Source organism: Streptomyces sp. NPDC031340, assembly GCF_055569945.1.
The window spans coordinates 115,557-131,019 of the sequence record NZ_JBVIIE010000007.1 but is presented as its reverse complement, the minus strand read 5'-3'; the positions used below and the strand labels follow the sequence as shown (position 1 = coordinate 131,019).

Below are 15,463 nucleotides of genomic sequence, written 5' to 3'. Positions count from 1 at the left end.
GGGACACCGGTCCCGGAACACCGGTCCCGGGACCGCGGCTTCACGCGCCGGCGCGCAGGGTCAGTTCCGGTTCCGCGCGGGCGTCGCCCGCCACCGGGCCGAGCACGGCGGTGAAGACGTCCGTGCGGACGGTGAGGGCGTCCCCGTCCCGCTCGAAGACCGGGGCGAAGGCCTCCCGTGAGCCGTACTGGACCGCGAACACGCTGAGGTCCTCCGGGGCGCCCGGGGCCGGTCCGGCCTCCAGCGCGCTGGAGGCGACCAGGTGCCGCCAGCCCTCGTCGGGGTCGCCGTAGCCGCGCGGGTCGGCCGCGAGGGCGAACGCCGCCTGTTCCTGGGTGAGTTCGGCGCGGGCGTCGAAGTGGTGGGGGCCCGGCGTCGCGGGATGCGTGAGCCGCAGCGTGCCGGCCGAGGCCACGGCCCCGTCGGCGGTGCGGCGCACCCGGTCGCCGTCGTCGGCCGCGTACGGCAGCCCGGCCAGCAGGTAGGGGCTGCCGGCGAGCCGCTCCACCGCGACCACCGTCCACAGGCGGGCGCCGTCCGTGACGTACAGCGAGCGGACATGGCGCAGCACCTGGTCGGGGCCGACGACCGGCTTGGTCACCAGCTTGGCCGCGAGGCCGTCGGCGCGTACGTCGCGGACCCGGACCCGCCCCATGGGGCGGCACAGCAGGAAGCCGTCGGTCACCGGACCGAACCCGTGCTGACGGTTGACGGCCGCCGCCATCCAGTAGGTGCCGTCCGCCTCGACCAGGGACGGGGTCATCCGGTCGTCGAAGGCCACCGAGACCGTGCCGGCCCGCAGTTGGTGCCGGGCGGGCTCCGTCGACGGTGTACGGTGCCAGCGCGTCGTGTCCTGGATCTGCCAGACGAGCATCCACGCGAAGTGGCCGTCGACCCCGCCGTCCGGCTTGACCGCGTGCCGGGCCCACCGGCTGTCGCCCCGGTAGCGGCCCAGGTCGGCTCCGATGCGGGCGCCGAAGTAGCGCAGGCCGAGGACGGATTCGAAGGCGGAGTGCTGCTCGCTGTAGCGGGGGCCGCCGTTGTCGAAGCCGCCGCCGGTGAGCCGGGCGTCGATGTAGCGGGCGAGGGCGTCGCCGTCGGCGGCGAAGACCTCCTCGCCGCTGACCCGGTGGGCTTGGGCGAGGAACGACAGGGAGATCGGGCCGTAGTTGTTGTCGTAGGCGCCGCCGTGCTCGGGGGGCAGCAGAGCGCCCCGGTCGCGGACCCGGTGGGCGCGGATCTCGTCGGCGTAGAGCCCGAGGGCGCGTTCGCGGACCCGCTCGCCCTCCGCGCCCGGCAGGTGGCGGGCCAGCATCAGGCCGCCCACCACACAGCCGATCGCCTGGTTGGCGGCCTCCTGCGGGTTGAAGAAGGTGGCCTCGGTCAGCCAGCGCCAGTAGCCGTGCGCCACCTCCAGCAGCCTGCCCCGCCGGTCGTCGTCCACCAGACCGTCGGCCAGATCGAGGACGTCGACCGCCTGCAGCAGCGCCCACACGGTGCTCGGCCAGTCGCCGATGGGGTGGGCGCCCGCCTGGAGGACGTAACGGGCGTACGGGAGGCCGGAGTCGCGGACCCTGAGGTTGGGGTAGCCGGGGTTGTCCTCGGTGAAGACCCGCCGGTCCAGGTGGAAGGCGAGGCTGCGGCGCACCGCGTCCGGCAGCCGCGGGTCCTCGGTGCGCTGCCAGGCGAGCGCCAGCAGCGAGGTGACGCCGAGGGAGGTGTCGCCGATGTCGTCGGTGCAGTCGGGGTGTTCGAGGCTGCCCTCGGGGGTGAGCCGGGCCAGGGCCTGCTCGGTGACGTCGGCGAGGACGGCGTCGTACGCCTCGGGGGTGTCGGGGAGGTCGTGCAGCGGGCCGCGCTGGTGCGGGAGGTGCACGGGAGGGTGCGGGAGGTGCACGGGGTTCAGCCCTTCATGCCGGAGGTGGCCATGGCGTGGGGTCGGGGTCACCCGACGGGTGCGGGCCGGTGGGCGCGCAGCGCGACGGTCAGTGTGTGCGGGCCCTGGCCGCCGACGTAGACGCGGTTGCCGGCCGTCGCGTCGGTGCCGCCCACCACGGTGTGGTCCTGGCCGGGGTCGTACCGCAGGACGTCGCCGCGGTCCGGCCCGGCGAGCGGTTCGCCGGCCTCGACGCCGACCTCTACCCGGATCTCGTCCTCGCCGGCCCGGTAGGTCATCGGCCCGGTCGTCAGGCACCAGCGTCCGTCGCCGATCGGCACGGCGCCCTCCGGCACGCCGCCCGGCCGGAAGGTCAGTTCGAGGGCCCAGGGCACCGGCGGTCCGCTGATGTCGATCCGCAGGTCCGCGCCGTCCTCCCGCAGGTCCACCTCCACGCGGGTGGTGTGCGAGACCTCGTCCCGGGGCCGGTCCGGGAAGGCCATGGCGGCCGAGAAGCGTCCCTCGTCCGCCATCCGGTAGGCGCCGTCGTCCCGCCGCAGGGCCGGCGGGAGCGGCTGGTAGTAGGCGGCCGTGAGGGTTTCGGTGAGCCGGTAGCGGGTGTCGGTGAGCCGGTGCATGTCGGCGGCGCGGAACGGGCCGAGGTCGAAGAAGCCCCGGGAGAGCCGGACCGCGTCGAGGACTGCCTCGCCGGCGAACAGGCGCAGGAACGTGGGATTGCAGGCCAGGCCCGAACGGATGCGCCGGTGCCCGGGCACGTCGGACCCGCCGTACACCACCGTGTGCGCGCCGTGCGAGGCGTGTGCGGCCAGGCGTGCGGAGGCGATGTACCGGTCGCGCGGGAGCCGTTCCGCGGCCGGGGCCGGCAGGACGTGGCACAGGTCCGGGGTGAGGAGGGTCTCGGCGAGCAGGCCGGGGTCGTCGATGCCGCCGGCGGCCGCCAGTCGCGCCGCCCGGCTGAAGTCCCCCCGGCCCGTGCGGATCGCGAGCAGCCGGTAGTGCGGCAGGTAGGGCGCGAGCGGGAACGGGTGGTGCTGGTCCTGCCGTCGCGAGTGGACGGTCTCCACCGTCGCGTCCGGCCTGATGAGGTCAAGGGTCGTGGTGAGGTTGCGTTCGACGGCGTCCAGCAGGTCGGCGCGGCCGAGCACTCCGGCCAGCAGCAGCAGCGACGGGTTGGACACGTGGGCCGCGTAGTTGGCGCTGCGTTCCGAGTACAGGCCGTCCGCGTCGATGTCGACGCCCTCGCCGAGCCACTCCTCGACCCGGTCGAGCAGCCGGTCGTCGGGGAAGGACCGGTGCAGCCGGGCCAGCGCCGCGCACAGCTCCCAGCGGTGGTTGGGGGTGTGCACCCCGCCGGTGAGGAGGCTGTCGGTGGCGGCGCGGGCGATCCCGGCGAGCGCGGCCGTGACGTCGCGCAGTTCCGGCCCCGCGCCGGCGGCGAGGACGTGCGCGTCGCACACGTCGTTGACGGTGAACGCGGAGTCGGGCGGTGACTGCACGTTGTCGCCGCCGGCGAAGAGGCCGGTGGACGTCTGCGCGGCCCGCAGGGCGCGCAGGTGGGTCGTCGCGGCGGCGACGGCCCGCCCGCTGCCGTGCAGCACCGACTCCGGGGAGCGGTAGGCCGCGACCAGCGTCTTCACCCGGCGCGCCAGGACGCGGTGGGGCATCCCGGCGGGTTCCTCGTCGGGGCCGGCCGCCAGCGGGGCGGCCGACCTGTCGGCGGCGCGGGCCACCGCGCGGACGAACTCGTGGTCGAGCGGGGTGGGCACGGTCAGTCCTTCAGTCCGGCGTTGATGTCGGCGCCCATCACGTAGCGCTGGAAGACCAGGAAGATGGCGATCAGCGGGATCATGGAGATGACCGACGCGCCGAGCAGGACCGACCAGTTGATGTTCTGCGCGCCGACGATGCTCTGGATGCCGATCTGCACGGTGAACTTGCTGGGGTCGTTGAGCATCAGCAGCGGCCAGATGTAGTCGTTCCACCGCCACTGGAAGGACAGGATGGCGAGGGTCAGCATGATGGGCCGGGAGAGCGGCACCATGATCCGCAGGAAGATCGACAGTTCGCGGGCGCCGTCGATGCGCGCGGCCTCCACTAGTTCGTCGGGAACCGTCAGGAAGAACTGGCGGAACATGAAGCATCCGGTCGCGGTGAGCACGGCCGGCAGGATGATGCCCGCGAAGGAGTTGTAGAGGCCGAGGTTGCGGACGACCAGGAACTCCGGGGCGAGCATGACCTCGGACGGCAGCATGGTGGTGGCCAGGATGCAGATGAAGAACGCCTTGAGCCACTTGTTGTCGTACTTGGCCAGCGCGTAACCGGTGCAGCAGCTCACGCCCACCGTGAGAACCGTCGTGATCACGCACACGATGATCGTGTTGATGAAGTACTGGGAGAAGTTGGCGCTGCGCCACGCCGTCAGGTAACCCGACAGGGTGGGGTTGTGCGGAACCAGCGTCAGCGGATACGAGAACAGGTCCGAGGCCGGTTTGAGGGAGCTGAGGATGAACCACAGCACCGGCAGCCCGTACAGGCAGGCGAGGATCCACAGCAGTGCCGTCGCGGGCACCGCCCGCCGGAGCCCGCCGCTGCTCGCTCCGCGGGGTCGCTTCTTCGGGACGGCCCGTCCGGGACCGGCGTCGACGGGGCGAGGAATGTCTGTGGTTGTCATCGGTTCTCCACCCGCCGGTTGACGATCAGCTGGATGATCGCGACGGCCATCAGAATGAGCATGAGCACGAATGACGCGGCACTCGCGTAGCCGATCTGACCCCGTTTGAAGCCGGTCTCATAGATGTACTGGACGAGCAGGTTGTTCGACGTTCCGGGTCCGCCGTTGTTGAGGGCGACGAACACCGGGTATTCCTTCATCGCGTTGATCGTGTTGAGCAGGATGACGATGAACGAGGTGGGCGCGATGCTCGGCAGGGTGATGCTGACGAACTGCCGCCAGGGGCCGGCTCCGTCGAGGGCGGCCGCCTCGTAGTACGAGGTGGGCACGTTCTTGATCGCCGCTATGAACAGCAGCATCGAGAAACCCGTCCAGGCCCAGGACGCCGCCATCACCACCACCAGCAGGGACAGGTCCGCGTTCGACTGCCACGGGACGGCGCCCCCGCCGAGCTTCTCGATGAGGTAGTTGACCAGTCCGAAGTTCTCACCGAACAGCCACCGCCACAGAACACCCACGACGATGGGCGACAGCAGCCACGGAATGAAGAAGATGACGCGGGCGACCGACGTGCCCTTGGCGTGCTTGCTCACCACCAGGTTGGCGGCGGCCAGCGCGAGCGCGAAGTTCAGCGGTACGAAGAGCACCGCGTACAGCAGCGTCCGTGTCAGCGCGTCGTAGAAGGTGGAGTCCCCGAACAGGTGGTGGTAGTTGTCCAGTCCGACGAACTGGAACGCTCCCACGCCCGTGTAGTTCGTGAAGGAGTAGACGAGCCCGATCACCGCCGGCCACACGAAGAACAGCGCGAAGAGCACCACATTGGCCGCGATGAGGACGAGCGGCGCAAGAATGTACTTACTGCGTCTCCTGGGCGAGCTCGCGGACACGGCCGAGGCGCGTTTTGTCATCTTCCTGACTCCGTGGTGCTGGTGGAATGGATTCCTGTGGGCTCAAGGGCCATGAGCCCGGCATCGCATGGGCACCAGGGCCGGGCGGCGGGGTCTGCTCCGCCGCCCGGCCCTGTGGCCTACGACGCGCCGCCGACCTGCTGGTTGTAGCCGGCCACGATGTTCTCCAGGGCCTTCTCGGGCGACTGCTGGCCGTTGATCGCCTTGCCGAGCTCCGCCTTGGTCGGGTCCTCGGTGAGGCTCTTGCCCTTCAGCACCCAGTTCGTCTGCGCGCTGTTGAAGTAGCCGGAGATCGGGTCGTAGAGCGGGATCTCCTCGTTGTAGAGCTTGAACGCCGCCTGCGCCGCCTCGGACTTGAAGGGGTACTTCGGGCTCAGACCGCTCTCGACGGGCAGGAACCCGGACGCCGCGCACAGCTCGGTGTAGTGGTCCGGCTCGTACAGCCAGGACATGAACTTCTTCGCGGCGGTGGCCGCGGCGCCGTTGTTGTTGAACCCGACCATCATGCCGCCGCTGTTGACGTCACTGGCCTGCACCGGCTCGGCGGGGGTCGGGACGCTCGCCCAGTCGAACTTCTTGATGCTCTCCGAGAAGGCGGCGACCTGCCACACGCCGGACCAGTAGGCGACCACGTCACCGCTCTGGAACATGGCCGACGGGTCGGCGCCGCTGGTCCACACCGACTTCGGCATGATCTTGTCGTCGTTCCATCCGACGAAGGTGTTCACGGCCTTCTTGGTCGCGGCGTCCACCGAGAACTTGCCGGAGGAGTCGGCGTGAACGTACTTGCCGCCGAGCTCGTACACCATGGCGCGCAGCCGGGACGGCGACTGGTCGAAGGTGAGCGAGTACTTGGCGCCGGTCTTCTCGCGGACCTTGTTCGCCGCCTTGATGAACTCGGTCCAGGTCCACGTCTTCTGCGGCGAGGTCGGGAAGGAGACCCCGGCCTTCTCGAACAGCGACTTGTTGATGAACAGGCCCGACGCGGTGACGTCCGAGGGGATGGACAGCACCTTCCCGGACGAGTCCTTGGCCAGGAAGTTGGCGTTGATGTTGTTCGCCTTGTTGTCGGCGATGGAGCTGAGGTCGATCAGCTTGTTCGACCAGATCGGGTCGAGGGCCGGGACGGCCGCCACGTCGGGCAGGGAGTTCGCCTGCGCGGCGTTGTGCAGCTTCGTCGTGTACCCGTCGTAGGGGATGTTGACGAGCTTGACCTTGACGCCGGCTTCCTTCTTGTACTGAGCGACCAGCTTCTTCCAGCCCGCGTCCTGCCCCGGAACCGTGGAGATCCAGAACGTCAGGGACTTGGAGGTACCGCCCGAGGACCCGGAGCCGGAGCCGCAGGCGGAGATCAGCAGGGCACCTGCCGTCGCCACGGCAGCGAGGGGAACCACGCGGCGTATGCCGCCGCGGCCGAGCCGGCGGGAGCGCCGCACACCCACATTGGTCATCTTCGATCCCTTTTTTCTTCGGAGGGGACGGAGCACGGCGCCGACTGAAGCGGCACTGGTGCATTGTGCGAGGAATTTTCGCTTTCCGGGGGCGCGGCCTCGCCCGGCCGCGTCGCCTTCGCGGGTGGGATCCCCGGCCATGAGGGCCGTCGTCGCACAAGCACGCCCTCGTGCGGCTCCCGTACGTCGCGTACGGGCGGGACGCCAACCCAAACCGGTGTTCCCGACCGGCTTAGAAAGCGCTTGTCCGGACATTGGCAGACCGAGTCCGAGGGCGTCAATCCTTCGTCCGCGCCGCATCGGTCACGGTTTGGACTCCTCGGGCCACCGCGAGCCGCGCGGCGCCCACGACCGTACCGAGATCACCGAGCGTGCTGCTGACGACCTCGGTGGGCCAGCTCAGGCGTGCCAGTTCGTCCCGCACACCGGGCAGGAGCTGCGGGAACGCGCCGGTGCTGCCGCCCAGCACGATCAGTCCGGGGTCCAGCACGGCGGTCACGGCGGCGGCCAGCCGGCCCACGTCGGCGGCGTGCCGGCCTATCACGGCGCGGGCGGAGGGCCGGCCCTGCGCCGCGAGGGCGAAGAGTTCCTCGGTACTGGTGGGGCAGGGCCCGTCGGCGTCCTGCCAGGCCCGCGCCGCCCTGCGCAGCAGGGAACGGGCCCCCACGTGCTCCTCCAGGGCCTCCCGGCGCGGCTCGCGGCCCTCGTCCCACGGGTAGGGCAGCCGGGCCAACTCACCCGCGGCGCCGTTCGCGCCGCGCAGCACGTGGCCGCCGACGACGATGCCGAGACCGATGCCCACGCCGATGCGCAGGTAGCCGAAGGTCCGCCGGCCGCGGGCGGCGCCCTCGTGCAGCTCCGCGAGCGCGGCGCAGTTGACGTTGTTCTCCAGGTGGACGGGCACCCCCGGCGGCAGCGCGACGGTGACCGCGTCGTAGACGGGCCCGGCCTTGGCGGTCGCGGGGCGCATGCCGGCGCCCTCACGGTCCCACGCGGTGACGTCGCCGACGGCGACGACGATGGCGCGCAGCGGGGCGCCGGCGGGCAGCGCGGCGAGGGCTCCGCGCACGGCTTCGGCGGCCTCCTCGCGGGAGGCGGCGGTCTCGGCGAGCAGGGTTCCGTCCAGGGCGCAGCCGCGCACCCGCGTCACGGCGGGGCCGAGATCGACGGCGAGGACGGCGCCGGCGGCCGGTCCGAGGCCGTAGACGGCGGCGGACCGGCCGGTGCCGCTGGAGGCGGTGCCGGAGTGGGCGGCGAGGCGGGCGCTCTCCAGTTCCGCGACGGCGGAGGACACCGTCGGCTTGGACAGGCCCGCCAGGGCCGCGAGCTGGGGCCGGGTCGCGCTGCCGGCCTCGGCCAGCACGGCGAATACGGCGCTCGCGCTCTCGGTCAGGCGGGGGGCTTCCGCCACGTCGTGTTCCACAGTTCCCCCACGGGTCAAGGGCCGCGTCCACGGGACGGTTCCGCGGCAGGCGGCGATGGATGCCCGGGTGTCGCGGCCGACAGCGCGGCCGCCCGGACGGTCGTCCCGGTGGCCGGCTGTGCGACACCTCTTGACGCACTGTACTTCGTTAGTTAACTTCCTAACGAAGTTCACGGTACTCGCCTGCCGTGATCCGCACGAGGCCTGTCCCGGGGCTTCCCGAACGCTGCAACTGCTGTTCACCAAGGCACGGTTCGCCCACCGTTGCACCTCCACGCAACGACGAAAGAGGATCCGTGCAGGACACCCTGCCCCTGGTGGTCGGCATCGACGTGGGCGGCACGAAGACGCATCTGCGCGCCGTCGTGGGGAACGCCCGCGTCGCCGACCACGTCCGCTCGAGCGGCGGCTGGCGGCCGCACGACCCGGTGGCCGCCGCCGGCTGGCTGGCCGCGCTGGTGGCCGAGGCGCTGCCCGCGGGCGCGCGCCCGTCCGCGCTGGCCGTGGGCGGCCACGCCTGCGAGACCCCGCGCCAGTGCGCTCCGGTCCGCACCGCCCTGCAACTGCACTTCGGCGCCCCCGCGCTGGTCGTGGGGGACGCCGAGCTGCTCGTGCCCGCCGCGGGTCTGGACAAGGGGGTCGGCCTGGTGGCCGGCACCGGCTCGGTCGCGGTGGGCCGGCTCGCCGACGGCAGCCCCGTACAGGTGGGCGGCTGGGGCGCGGTGCTGGGCGACGAGGGCGGCTCGGCCGGGCTCGTCCGCGAGGCGGCCCGCGCCGTATGGGCGGCGCACGACCGCGGGGAGCGGCCCGACGCGCTGGCGCTCGGGCTCGTCGAGGCGTTCGGCGTCCCCGAGGTGCCCGCGCTGGGCGCCGCGCTGGAGGCCGCGACGGACGTCTCCGCGGACTGGGGCCGGCACGCGCCGGTCGTGTTCGCGGCCGCCGACGCCGGCTCCGCGCTCGCCCGCACCGTGATCGCCGAGGGCGGCCGCCGCCTGGCCGCGCTCGTCCGACGGCTCGCGGCGCGCGGGGTCGCGGTCGACGACGTGGTCGTCGCCGGCGGCACGGTCCTCGGTCAGCCCTCGCTCTACGACGCCTTCACCTCGGCGCTCGCCTCCTCCGTCCCCGGCGCGCGGCCCCGGCCGCTGCGCGAGGCGCCGGTCGAGGGCGCCGTCGCGCTGGCCCGTTCGATCCTGTGAACCGCACGGCGCGCGTTCACCCGCGGGCCATGCCGCGGTCGCCGCTCCCTCTACGGCCCGACAGCGCCCGGCCGTAGATCTTCGCTGGAGCACCACGGAACGCACCGGATCCACCGTGTCCGCACCCATGCGGACACGTCGCTCCACTCCCCCGATCCCCTTCCCGGCCGCACGGCCGCGGAACCGAAGAGAGGCACGCGCATGCCGTCCCCAGCCGGGCACCCGTCCCCCTCGCACCAGTCCCCCTCTCCGACCGGCCGGCTCGCCGTCGACCGGAGGAAGTTCCTCAAGACCTCCCTCGGCGTCACGGCCGGAGCGTTCGCCGTGCCCGCCTTCGCCGCGTGGCCGGCCGCCGCGGACACCGCGGCCGGCACCCCGGCCGCCGCCGCGTTCGTCGACGACTACAAGAGCAACGTCCTGGCGAACCTCACGCCGGAGACCAACGCGGTGGTGCGCGCGCTCGGCGGCTTCGCCGAGGTGTGGAAGACCGGCGGCGCGTGGAACACCGGCACGCCGCTGCGGCCGGAGGTGCTGCGCGCCAACATGCGCTACTGCGCGCAGCTCACCGCCGCGCGCACGGACGCGCAGGCGAAGGAGGCGTTCCTCTACGACCGCCAGCACCAGAGCTACGCGATGATCGCGGGCCTGGGTCCGCTCGCCGAGCCGTACAAGGCGGGCGCGAAGGCGGTCACGTCGATCACCAGCGCGCCCGACGGCACGCCCGCGACCACGATCAGCGACGCGGTGCCCGCCGGCGCCCCCGCCGGCTCCGCGCTCGGCGCCGGTGCGCACGACTCCGCGCTCGGCAAGGTGGCCGAGCTCGTCGACACGGTGCGCGGCCCGTACGCCTCCGGCAACCCGGCCAAGTACGCCTTCCAGTACCCGCGTCCGTGGCGCATGAACGAGGACAGCGAGGTCGTCGACACCGGCGCGAAGGACGCACTCGGCTACCCGGTGTACGACTCGCGGGTCGTCGTCGCTCCCCAGCTGCTGCGCCAGCGCAGCACCTCCCCGGTGGACGACGGCGGCTTCCCCAGCGGCCACACCAACGCCTTCCACCTGGCGTCCCTGGCGTTCGCGTACGCCGTGCCCGAGCGGTTCCAGGAACTGGTGACGCGGGCCTTCGAGCTCAGCCACACCCGGATCATGGCGGGCATGCACTCCACGGTCGACGTCCTCGGCGGGCGGGTCATGGCCACCGCGCTGGCCGCCGCCACGCTCGCCGATCCGGCGAACGCGGAGCTGAAGGCCGCCGCCCGCGCCCAGGCCCTGGCCTACTTCCAGGAGCAGACCGGCGCCACGGCCGACACCCTGTACGCCTACGCCCACACAGCCGCCCCGGGCGCCGACCCGTACGCGGACCGCGACGCCAACGCCCGCGCGGTGCGGCCCCGGCTGACGTACGTGCTGACCCGGCACGGCCGCAGCGAGCCGATGACCGTGCCGAAGGGCGCGGAGGTGCTGCTGGAGACGCGGCTTCCGTACCTGGACGCCGGGCAGCGGCGGGAGGTGCTGCGCACGACCGCGCTGCCCTCCGGGTACGTCCTGCTGGACGGCTTCGAGCAGTGGGGGCGGCTGAACCTGTTCGCCGCGGCGGACGGGTACGGCTCCTTCGACTCCGACGTGACCGTCGCCCTGGACGCGGCGGCGGGCGGCTTCGCCGTGGCCGACAGCTGGCGCAACGACATCGACGGGGCCGGCGGGCTGACCAAGCGGGGCAGCGGCACGCTGACCCTGACGGGCCGCAACACCTACACCGGCGGCACCACCGTGACGGACGGCGTGCTGGTGGCCGGCTCGTCCCACGCCCTGGGCCACGGCGACGTGCGGGTGCTCGGTGGCACGCTGCGGCTCCAGCGGCCGGCCGAGGTGCGCGGCGGGTACCGGCAGGAGTCGGCGGCCCTGGAGGTGACGCTGCGCGCCGGGCAGGACGCGGCCCTGGAGGTGACCCGGCGGGCGCTGCTGGGCCCGGGCAGCGTGCTGTCGCTGCGCCTCGACGCCGAGCGGCCCCCGGCCGCGGGCAGCACGGTGCCCGTCCTGGCCGCCGCAGTGCTGCGCGGTCAGTTCGACCGGGTGGAGCTGAACTCCCCCACCCTGCGGGCCGTACCCGTCTGCACGGCGGAAGGTCTGTCGGTACGACTCCTGAAGCGGTGACGCCCCCGGTGGCGGGAGCCGGTGCGAGAGTGGGGCCATGAGACGGCCCCCGATCGCTCCCGCCACCTCACGGCCGGCGTCACCGCGGAGCGGATGATGGCGCCGGAACAGCACTCGGCCCTGGACCGGGGCACCCGTGACGGCCCGGAGCGGCCGGCGCCGGACGCGGCGCCGCCGCGCCGGGCCGCGCGGCGCCTGCTGACACCGCTCCTGGTGGCCGTGCTGCTCGCGCAGATGGCGGTGGCGATGGTGACGACCGCCGGCCGGCAGACCCCGACGATCGACGAGCCGGTGTACGTCGGCACGGCGGCCGGCTATCTGCACGAGCACCGCGTGCGCCGCAACCCCGAGCACCCGCCGCTCGGCAAGCTCCTCGTCGCCGTCGGGGTGGCGGCCGCCGACCCGCACGTCGACACCTCATCGCCCGGCGACCAGGGCCGGTTCGGGCGGCACCTGCTGTACGAGTCGGGCAACGACCCCTGGCGCCTGATGCTGTGGTCCCGCCTGCCGGTGATCGCGCTGACGCTGCTGTTCGGGCTCGTGGTGTTCGCCTTCGCGCGGGACCTCGCCGGTCCGGCGGGCGCGCTGACGGCGCTCGCCCTGTACGCCTTCTGCCCCGACGTGATCGCCCATGGATCGCTGGCCACCCTCGACGTGCCGGCCGCGGGGTTCGTGCTGACGGCGGTGTGGCTGCTGTGGCGGGCCCGCCGGCGGCCCCGGCGGTACCTGCCGCTGGCCGGACTCGCCCTCGGTGCGGCGGTGGCCACGAAGATGAGCGCGCTGCCGGCGGTTCCGGTGCTGGCGGCGACGGCCGCCTGGCAGATGTGGCACGCCGGAGCACCGGACCGCCGCGGCACCGCCAGGCCGGACCACCGCAGCCCCGCGACGCCGGACCACCGCACCACCGCCGGACCAGACCGCCACATCACCGCCGGACCAGACCGCCGCGCGACCGCGGCGCGGGCCGTCGCGGGCGCGGTCGTCGTGACGCTCGCCGCCGTGGCCGTCGTCTGGGCGTCGTACCTGGCGGTCGATCCGCGGCTGCGCTGGTCGCCGGGGCAGCACGTCCCCGCCGTGCACGGGCTGCGCGGGCTGCTGGTGCGGCTGCTGCCGTTCCCCGAGGCATACCGGGACGGGATGCGCGTGCAGTTCGGCCTGGAGAACCGCCCCTGGCAGGGCTTCCTCTTCGGCCGTCTCTACACCGGCTCGCGCTGGTACTACCTGCCGGCCGCGCTGCTGGTGAAGACGCCGCTGGGGCTGCTGGCCCTGGGGGCCGCCGGCGGCGTCGCCGTGCTCGCGGTGCGGCGGCTGCGGCCCGCGGCGCCGTACGTGCTGCTGCCGGCGGCCGTGCTGCTGGCCGCGGCCATGCACGGGTCGCGGGACCTCGGCACCCGGTACGCCGTCTTCGTACCGATGTTCCTCGCCGTCGCGGCGGGCTGCGTCCCGACGCTGCGGTGGCGGTGGGCGCCCTGGGCGACCGGCGCCCTGGTGCTGTTCGTCGCGGTGAGTTCGCTGCGGACGTTCCCCTATTACCTGCCGTACGGGAACGAGGCGTTCGGCGGGCCGGCCAGGACCCATCTGCGGCTGCACGACTCCAACGTGGACTGGGGACAGGACCTGGGCCGCCTCGCGGACCGGCTGCGCGAGCGCTACCGGGGCGAGCGGATCTGGTTGGTCTACAAGGGCAGCGGTGTGCCGTCCGCCTACGGCATCGACGCCGCCGACCCGCGCGAGGTCCCCGCGCGCGAAGTGCGCGGGCTGCTGGTCGTGTCGGACTCCGCGGTGGCCAAGGCTCGCGGAGAACTCGCCGGCCTGATCGCGAGCAGCCGCCCCGTCGACGAGGTCGGTCACTCGATCACGATCTACCGCCGGTGAGGCAATGCGCTGGTGGCAGGCCGGACAGCGGCGTCCGGCGGGCCGGGAGAGCCGGTGCAAGCCCTGGTCACGGCGGTGGGTGAGCTATGTTGAAGCACTGTGCGAGACAAAGGAGGCGTACCGGTGCCATCGCCACAGCAGGCACGGGCACAGGCATCCGCCATCACCTCGGGCAAGACCGCCCCGGAGGCCGAGGCGTCCCCGACCTCCCAGCTGCGGACGCTGTTCGACCGGCCCCGGCTCTCTCCCGGGCAGCGGCGCATCGCCCAGTACCTGATCGAGCACATCACCGAGGCCGCGTTCCTGTCGATCACCGACCTCGCCGAGCGGGTCGGCGTCAGCCAGCCGTCGGTGACGCGGTTCGCCGCCGCGGTGGGCTTCAGCGGCTACCCCGCGCTGCGCGAGAAGCTGCAGTCGGTCGCCCTGGGCACGCTGGCCGGCGGGCCGGGCGCGGCCGAGGAGAACGGCAGCAACGAGCTGCAGGCGGCGGTCGACGCGGAGATCGAGAACCTGGAGAACCTGCGGCGCGACTTCGCCGACCCCGACCAGGTCATCGATGTCGGCCGCAAGCTGTCCGCGTCGACCCCGCTGACCGTCCTGGGCCTGCGCATCTCGGCCTCGATCGCCGAGTACTTCGCCTACGCCGCCCGCCGCATCCACCCCGACGTGCGGCTGGTGACCCGGGGCGGCAGCATCGCCTACGACGCGCTGTTGCAGTCCCGTGAGGCCGGCGGCACCTGGGTGCTGGCCTTCTCGATGCCCCGGCACGCCCAGGAGACGCTCACCGCGGTGCGGGTGGCCAGGGACGCCGGGCTGAAGGTCGCCCTGGTGACCGACCTGGCGCTCGGACCGGTGGCCGACGAGGCGGACGTCACCTTCACCACGGGCACCGGCTCGCGCCTGGTGTTCGACTCCTACGCGGCGCCGGGCGTGATGGCGGCCGCGCTGCTACAGGCGATGACCGACGCCGACGCCGAGCGCACCCAGGCCCGGCTCGAGGCGTACGAGCAGATCTCCGATCAGCACCAGTTCTTCCTGCGGGATTGACCTGTCCGGCCCTGCCCGGCCGACCCCGCCGTTCTTCCCGTCACCCCACGCCCCACCAAAAGGGGACATTCCCAAACAGATCACGCATGAATGTTTTCATGCTTCTTGCAAAGTAGACGGCATATATAAATACTTCTCACGGATCGCGCCACGGCTCACTCCGAGACACGTTCCGCGCCCCCGTCCCCGCCACCACCCCCCGCACCGCCCGCAGAAAGCCACGGTCCGCCCATGCGTACGCCGCACCAGCCGCCGCATGAACGCCGTACGCCTTCCCGGGCTCCTGCACGAACGCCCGAAGCCGCCGTCTCCTACCCGCGTCGGCGCCCAGGGTGTTCGGTCGGGCCTCGCCTGTGCGAGCGCCCTTGGCGGCCCCGGTCATCCCCTAGGCCGGGGCCGCCCGCCCCCGTCGGACCACCCCTCACGACGCCGCACCCCCGGAAGCGATGATCATGACTCTGACGACGACGCGCATCAGCCCGGACTGGCCGTGCCAGGTCAAGACGCCCGGTTCCTACGACTGGGAGCGCTCGGCCGCCAAGTGGCTGCGCGAACTGGTGCCGGCGCGCTACGCCAGCTACCCGGCCCTCATCCGCCACCCCGTGCTGCTCGCCCGGCACGCGCAGATCCAGGTCCAGAACGAGATCCGGGTCGCCCGCACCGCCCTGCAGACGGCCCGCGCCGACCTGCCGAGGCTGGGCCTGCCCGAGTCGGTCATCGAGCACACCATCAAGCTGTACGCGGCGGAGGTGCTCCAGCTGCAGCACATCGCCCGCAGCGTCCGCGCGGTCACCGACGCCCTGGTCGGCTCGGCCCGCTGAGCGCGCCGAGCGCGCACCGG

General features: G+C 73.0%; 11 protein-coding genes. 5 read left to right on the top strand and 6 right to left on the bottom strand.

Going from position 1 to position 15,463, the window contains the following annotated elements; all coding sequences use genetic code 11:
- Positions 1-40: 40 nt before the first annotated feature.
- The 6 genes from ACZ5GT_RS07130 to ACZ5GT_RS07105 form a co-directional block, all read right to left on the bottom strand.
- Positions 41-1,876 carry a hypothetical protein gene (locus tag ACZ5GT_RS07130; RefSeq protein WP_469016245.1) on the bottom strand — a complete coding sequence of 612 codons (1,836 nt, stop codon included), beginning with the start codon at positions 1,874-1,876 and terminating at the stop codon, positions 41-43.
- Between the two features lie 68 nt (positions 1,877-1,944).
- Entirely contained in the window at positions 1,945-3,663 is a 1,719-nt protein-coding gene (locus ACZ5GT_RS07125) for a hypothetical protein (protein WP_469015884.1), read from the bottom strand.
- Between the two features lie 2 nt (positions 3,664-3,665).
- Positions 3,666-4,568: a carbohydrate ABC transporter permease gene (locus ACZ5GT_RS07120; RefSeq protein WP_469015877.1), complete on the bottom strand. Its 903-nt coding sequence runs from the start codon at positions 4,566-4,568 to the stop codon at positions 3,666-3,668.
- Complete coding sequence (locus ACZ5GT_RS07115; RefSeq protein WP_469015870.1) at positions 4,565-5,476, bottom strand: carbohydrate ABC transporter permease; 912 nt, start codon at positions 5,474-5,476, stop codon at positions 4,565-4,567. Before ACZ5GT_RS07115 ends, ACZ5GT_RS07120 begins: the two co-directional genes overlap by 4 nt.
- A gap of 119 nt (positions 5,477-5,595) precedes the next feature.
- On the bottom strand, positions 5,596-6,927 hold the full coding sequence (locus tag ACZ5GT_RS07110; protein ID WP_469015864.1) for an ABC transporter substrate-binding protein: 1,332 nt from the start codon (positions 6,925-6,927) through the stop codon (positions 5,596-5,598).
- A 277-nt stretch (positions 6,928-7,204) separates the two neighbouring features.
- The gene (locus ACZ5GT_RS07105) at positions 7,205-8,338 is read right to left on the bottom strand and encodes an ROK family transcriptional regulator (protein WP_469015859.1); all 1,134 of its coding nucleotides are present in this window, start codon (positions 8,336-8,338) and stop codon (positions 7,205-7,207) included.
- A 308-nt stretch (positions 8,339-8,646) separates the two neighbouring features.
- Between ACZ5GT_RS07105 and ACZ5GT_RS07100 the strand changes: the two genes are divergently transcribed.
- From ACZ5GT_RS07100 to ACZ5GT_RS07080, 5 genes are all read left to right on the top strand, one after another.
- Positions 8,647-9,546 (top strand): N-acetylglucosamine kinase, encoded by a 900-nt coding sequence (locus ACZ5GT_RS07100; RefSeq protein ID WP_469015856.1) that lies wholly within the window; start codon positions 8,647-8,649, stop codon positions 9,544-9,546.
- 201 nt (positions 9,547-9,747) lie between these two features.
- Positions 9,748-11,700, top strand: coding sequence for a phosphatase PAP2 family protein (locus ACZ5GT_RS07095; protein WP_469015852.1), 1,953 nt, complete (start codon positions 9,748-9,750; stop codon positions 11,698-11,700).
- Between the two features lie 93 nt (positions 11,701-11,793).
- The gene (locus ACZ5GT_RS07090) at positions 11,794-13,575 is read left to right on the top strand and encodes a phospholipid carrier-dependent glycosyltransferase (RefSeq protein ID WP_469016239.1); all 1,782 of its coding nucleotides are present in this window, start codon (positions 11,794-11,796) and stop codon (positions 13,573-13,575) included.
- A gap of 123 nt (positions 13,576-13,698) precedes the next feature.
- On the top strand, positions 13,699-14,622 hold the full coding sequence (locus ACZ5GT_RS07085; RefSeq protein ID WP_469015849.1) for a MurR/RpiR family transcriptional regulator: 924 nt from the start codon (positions 13,699-13,701) through the stop codon (positions 14,620-14,622).
- A gap of 446 nt (positions 14,623-15,068) precedes the next feature.
- On the top strand, positions 15,069-15,443 hold the full coding sequence (locus ACZ5GT_RS07080) for a hypothetical protein (protein ID WP_469015845.1): 375 nt from the start codon (positions 15,069-15,071) through the stop codon (positions 15,441-15,443).
- Positions 15,444-15,463 lie beyond the last annotated feature (20 nt).

Coding starts and splice junctions, on each gene's coding strand:
- ACZ5GT_RS07110 (WP_469015864.1), bottom strand. CDS start 6,927: ATGACCAATGTGGGTGTGCGGCGCTCCCGCCGGCTCGGCCGCGGCGGC.
- ACZ5GT_RS07120 (WP_469015877.1), bottom strand. CDS start 4,568: ATGACAACCACAGACATTCCTCGCCCCGTCGACGCCGGTCCCGGACGG.
- ACZ5GT_RS07095 (WP_469015852.1), top strand. CDS start 9,748: ATGCCGTCCCCAGCCGGGCACCCGTCCCCCTCGCACCAGTCCCCCTCT.
- ACZ5GT_RS07090 (WP_469016239.1), top strand. CDS start 11,794: ATGATGGCGCCGGAACAGCACTCGGCCCTGGACCGGGGCACCCGTGAC.
- ACZ5GT_RS07115 (WP_469015870.1), bottom strand. CDS start 5,476: ATGACAAAACGCGCCTCGGCCGTGTCCGCGAGCTCGCCCAGGAGACGC.
- ACZ5GT_RS07080 (WP_469015845.1), top strand. CDS start 15,069: ATGATCATGACTCTGACGACGACGCGCATCAGCCCGGACTGGCCGTGC.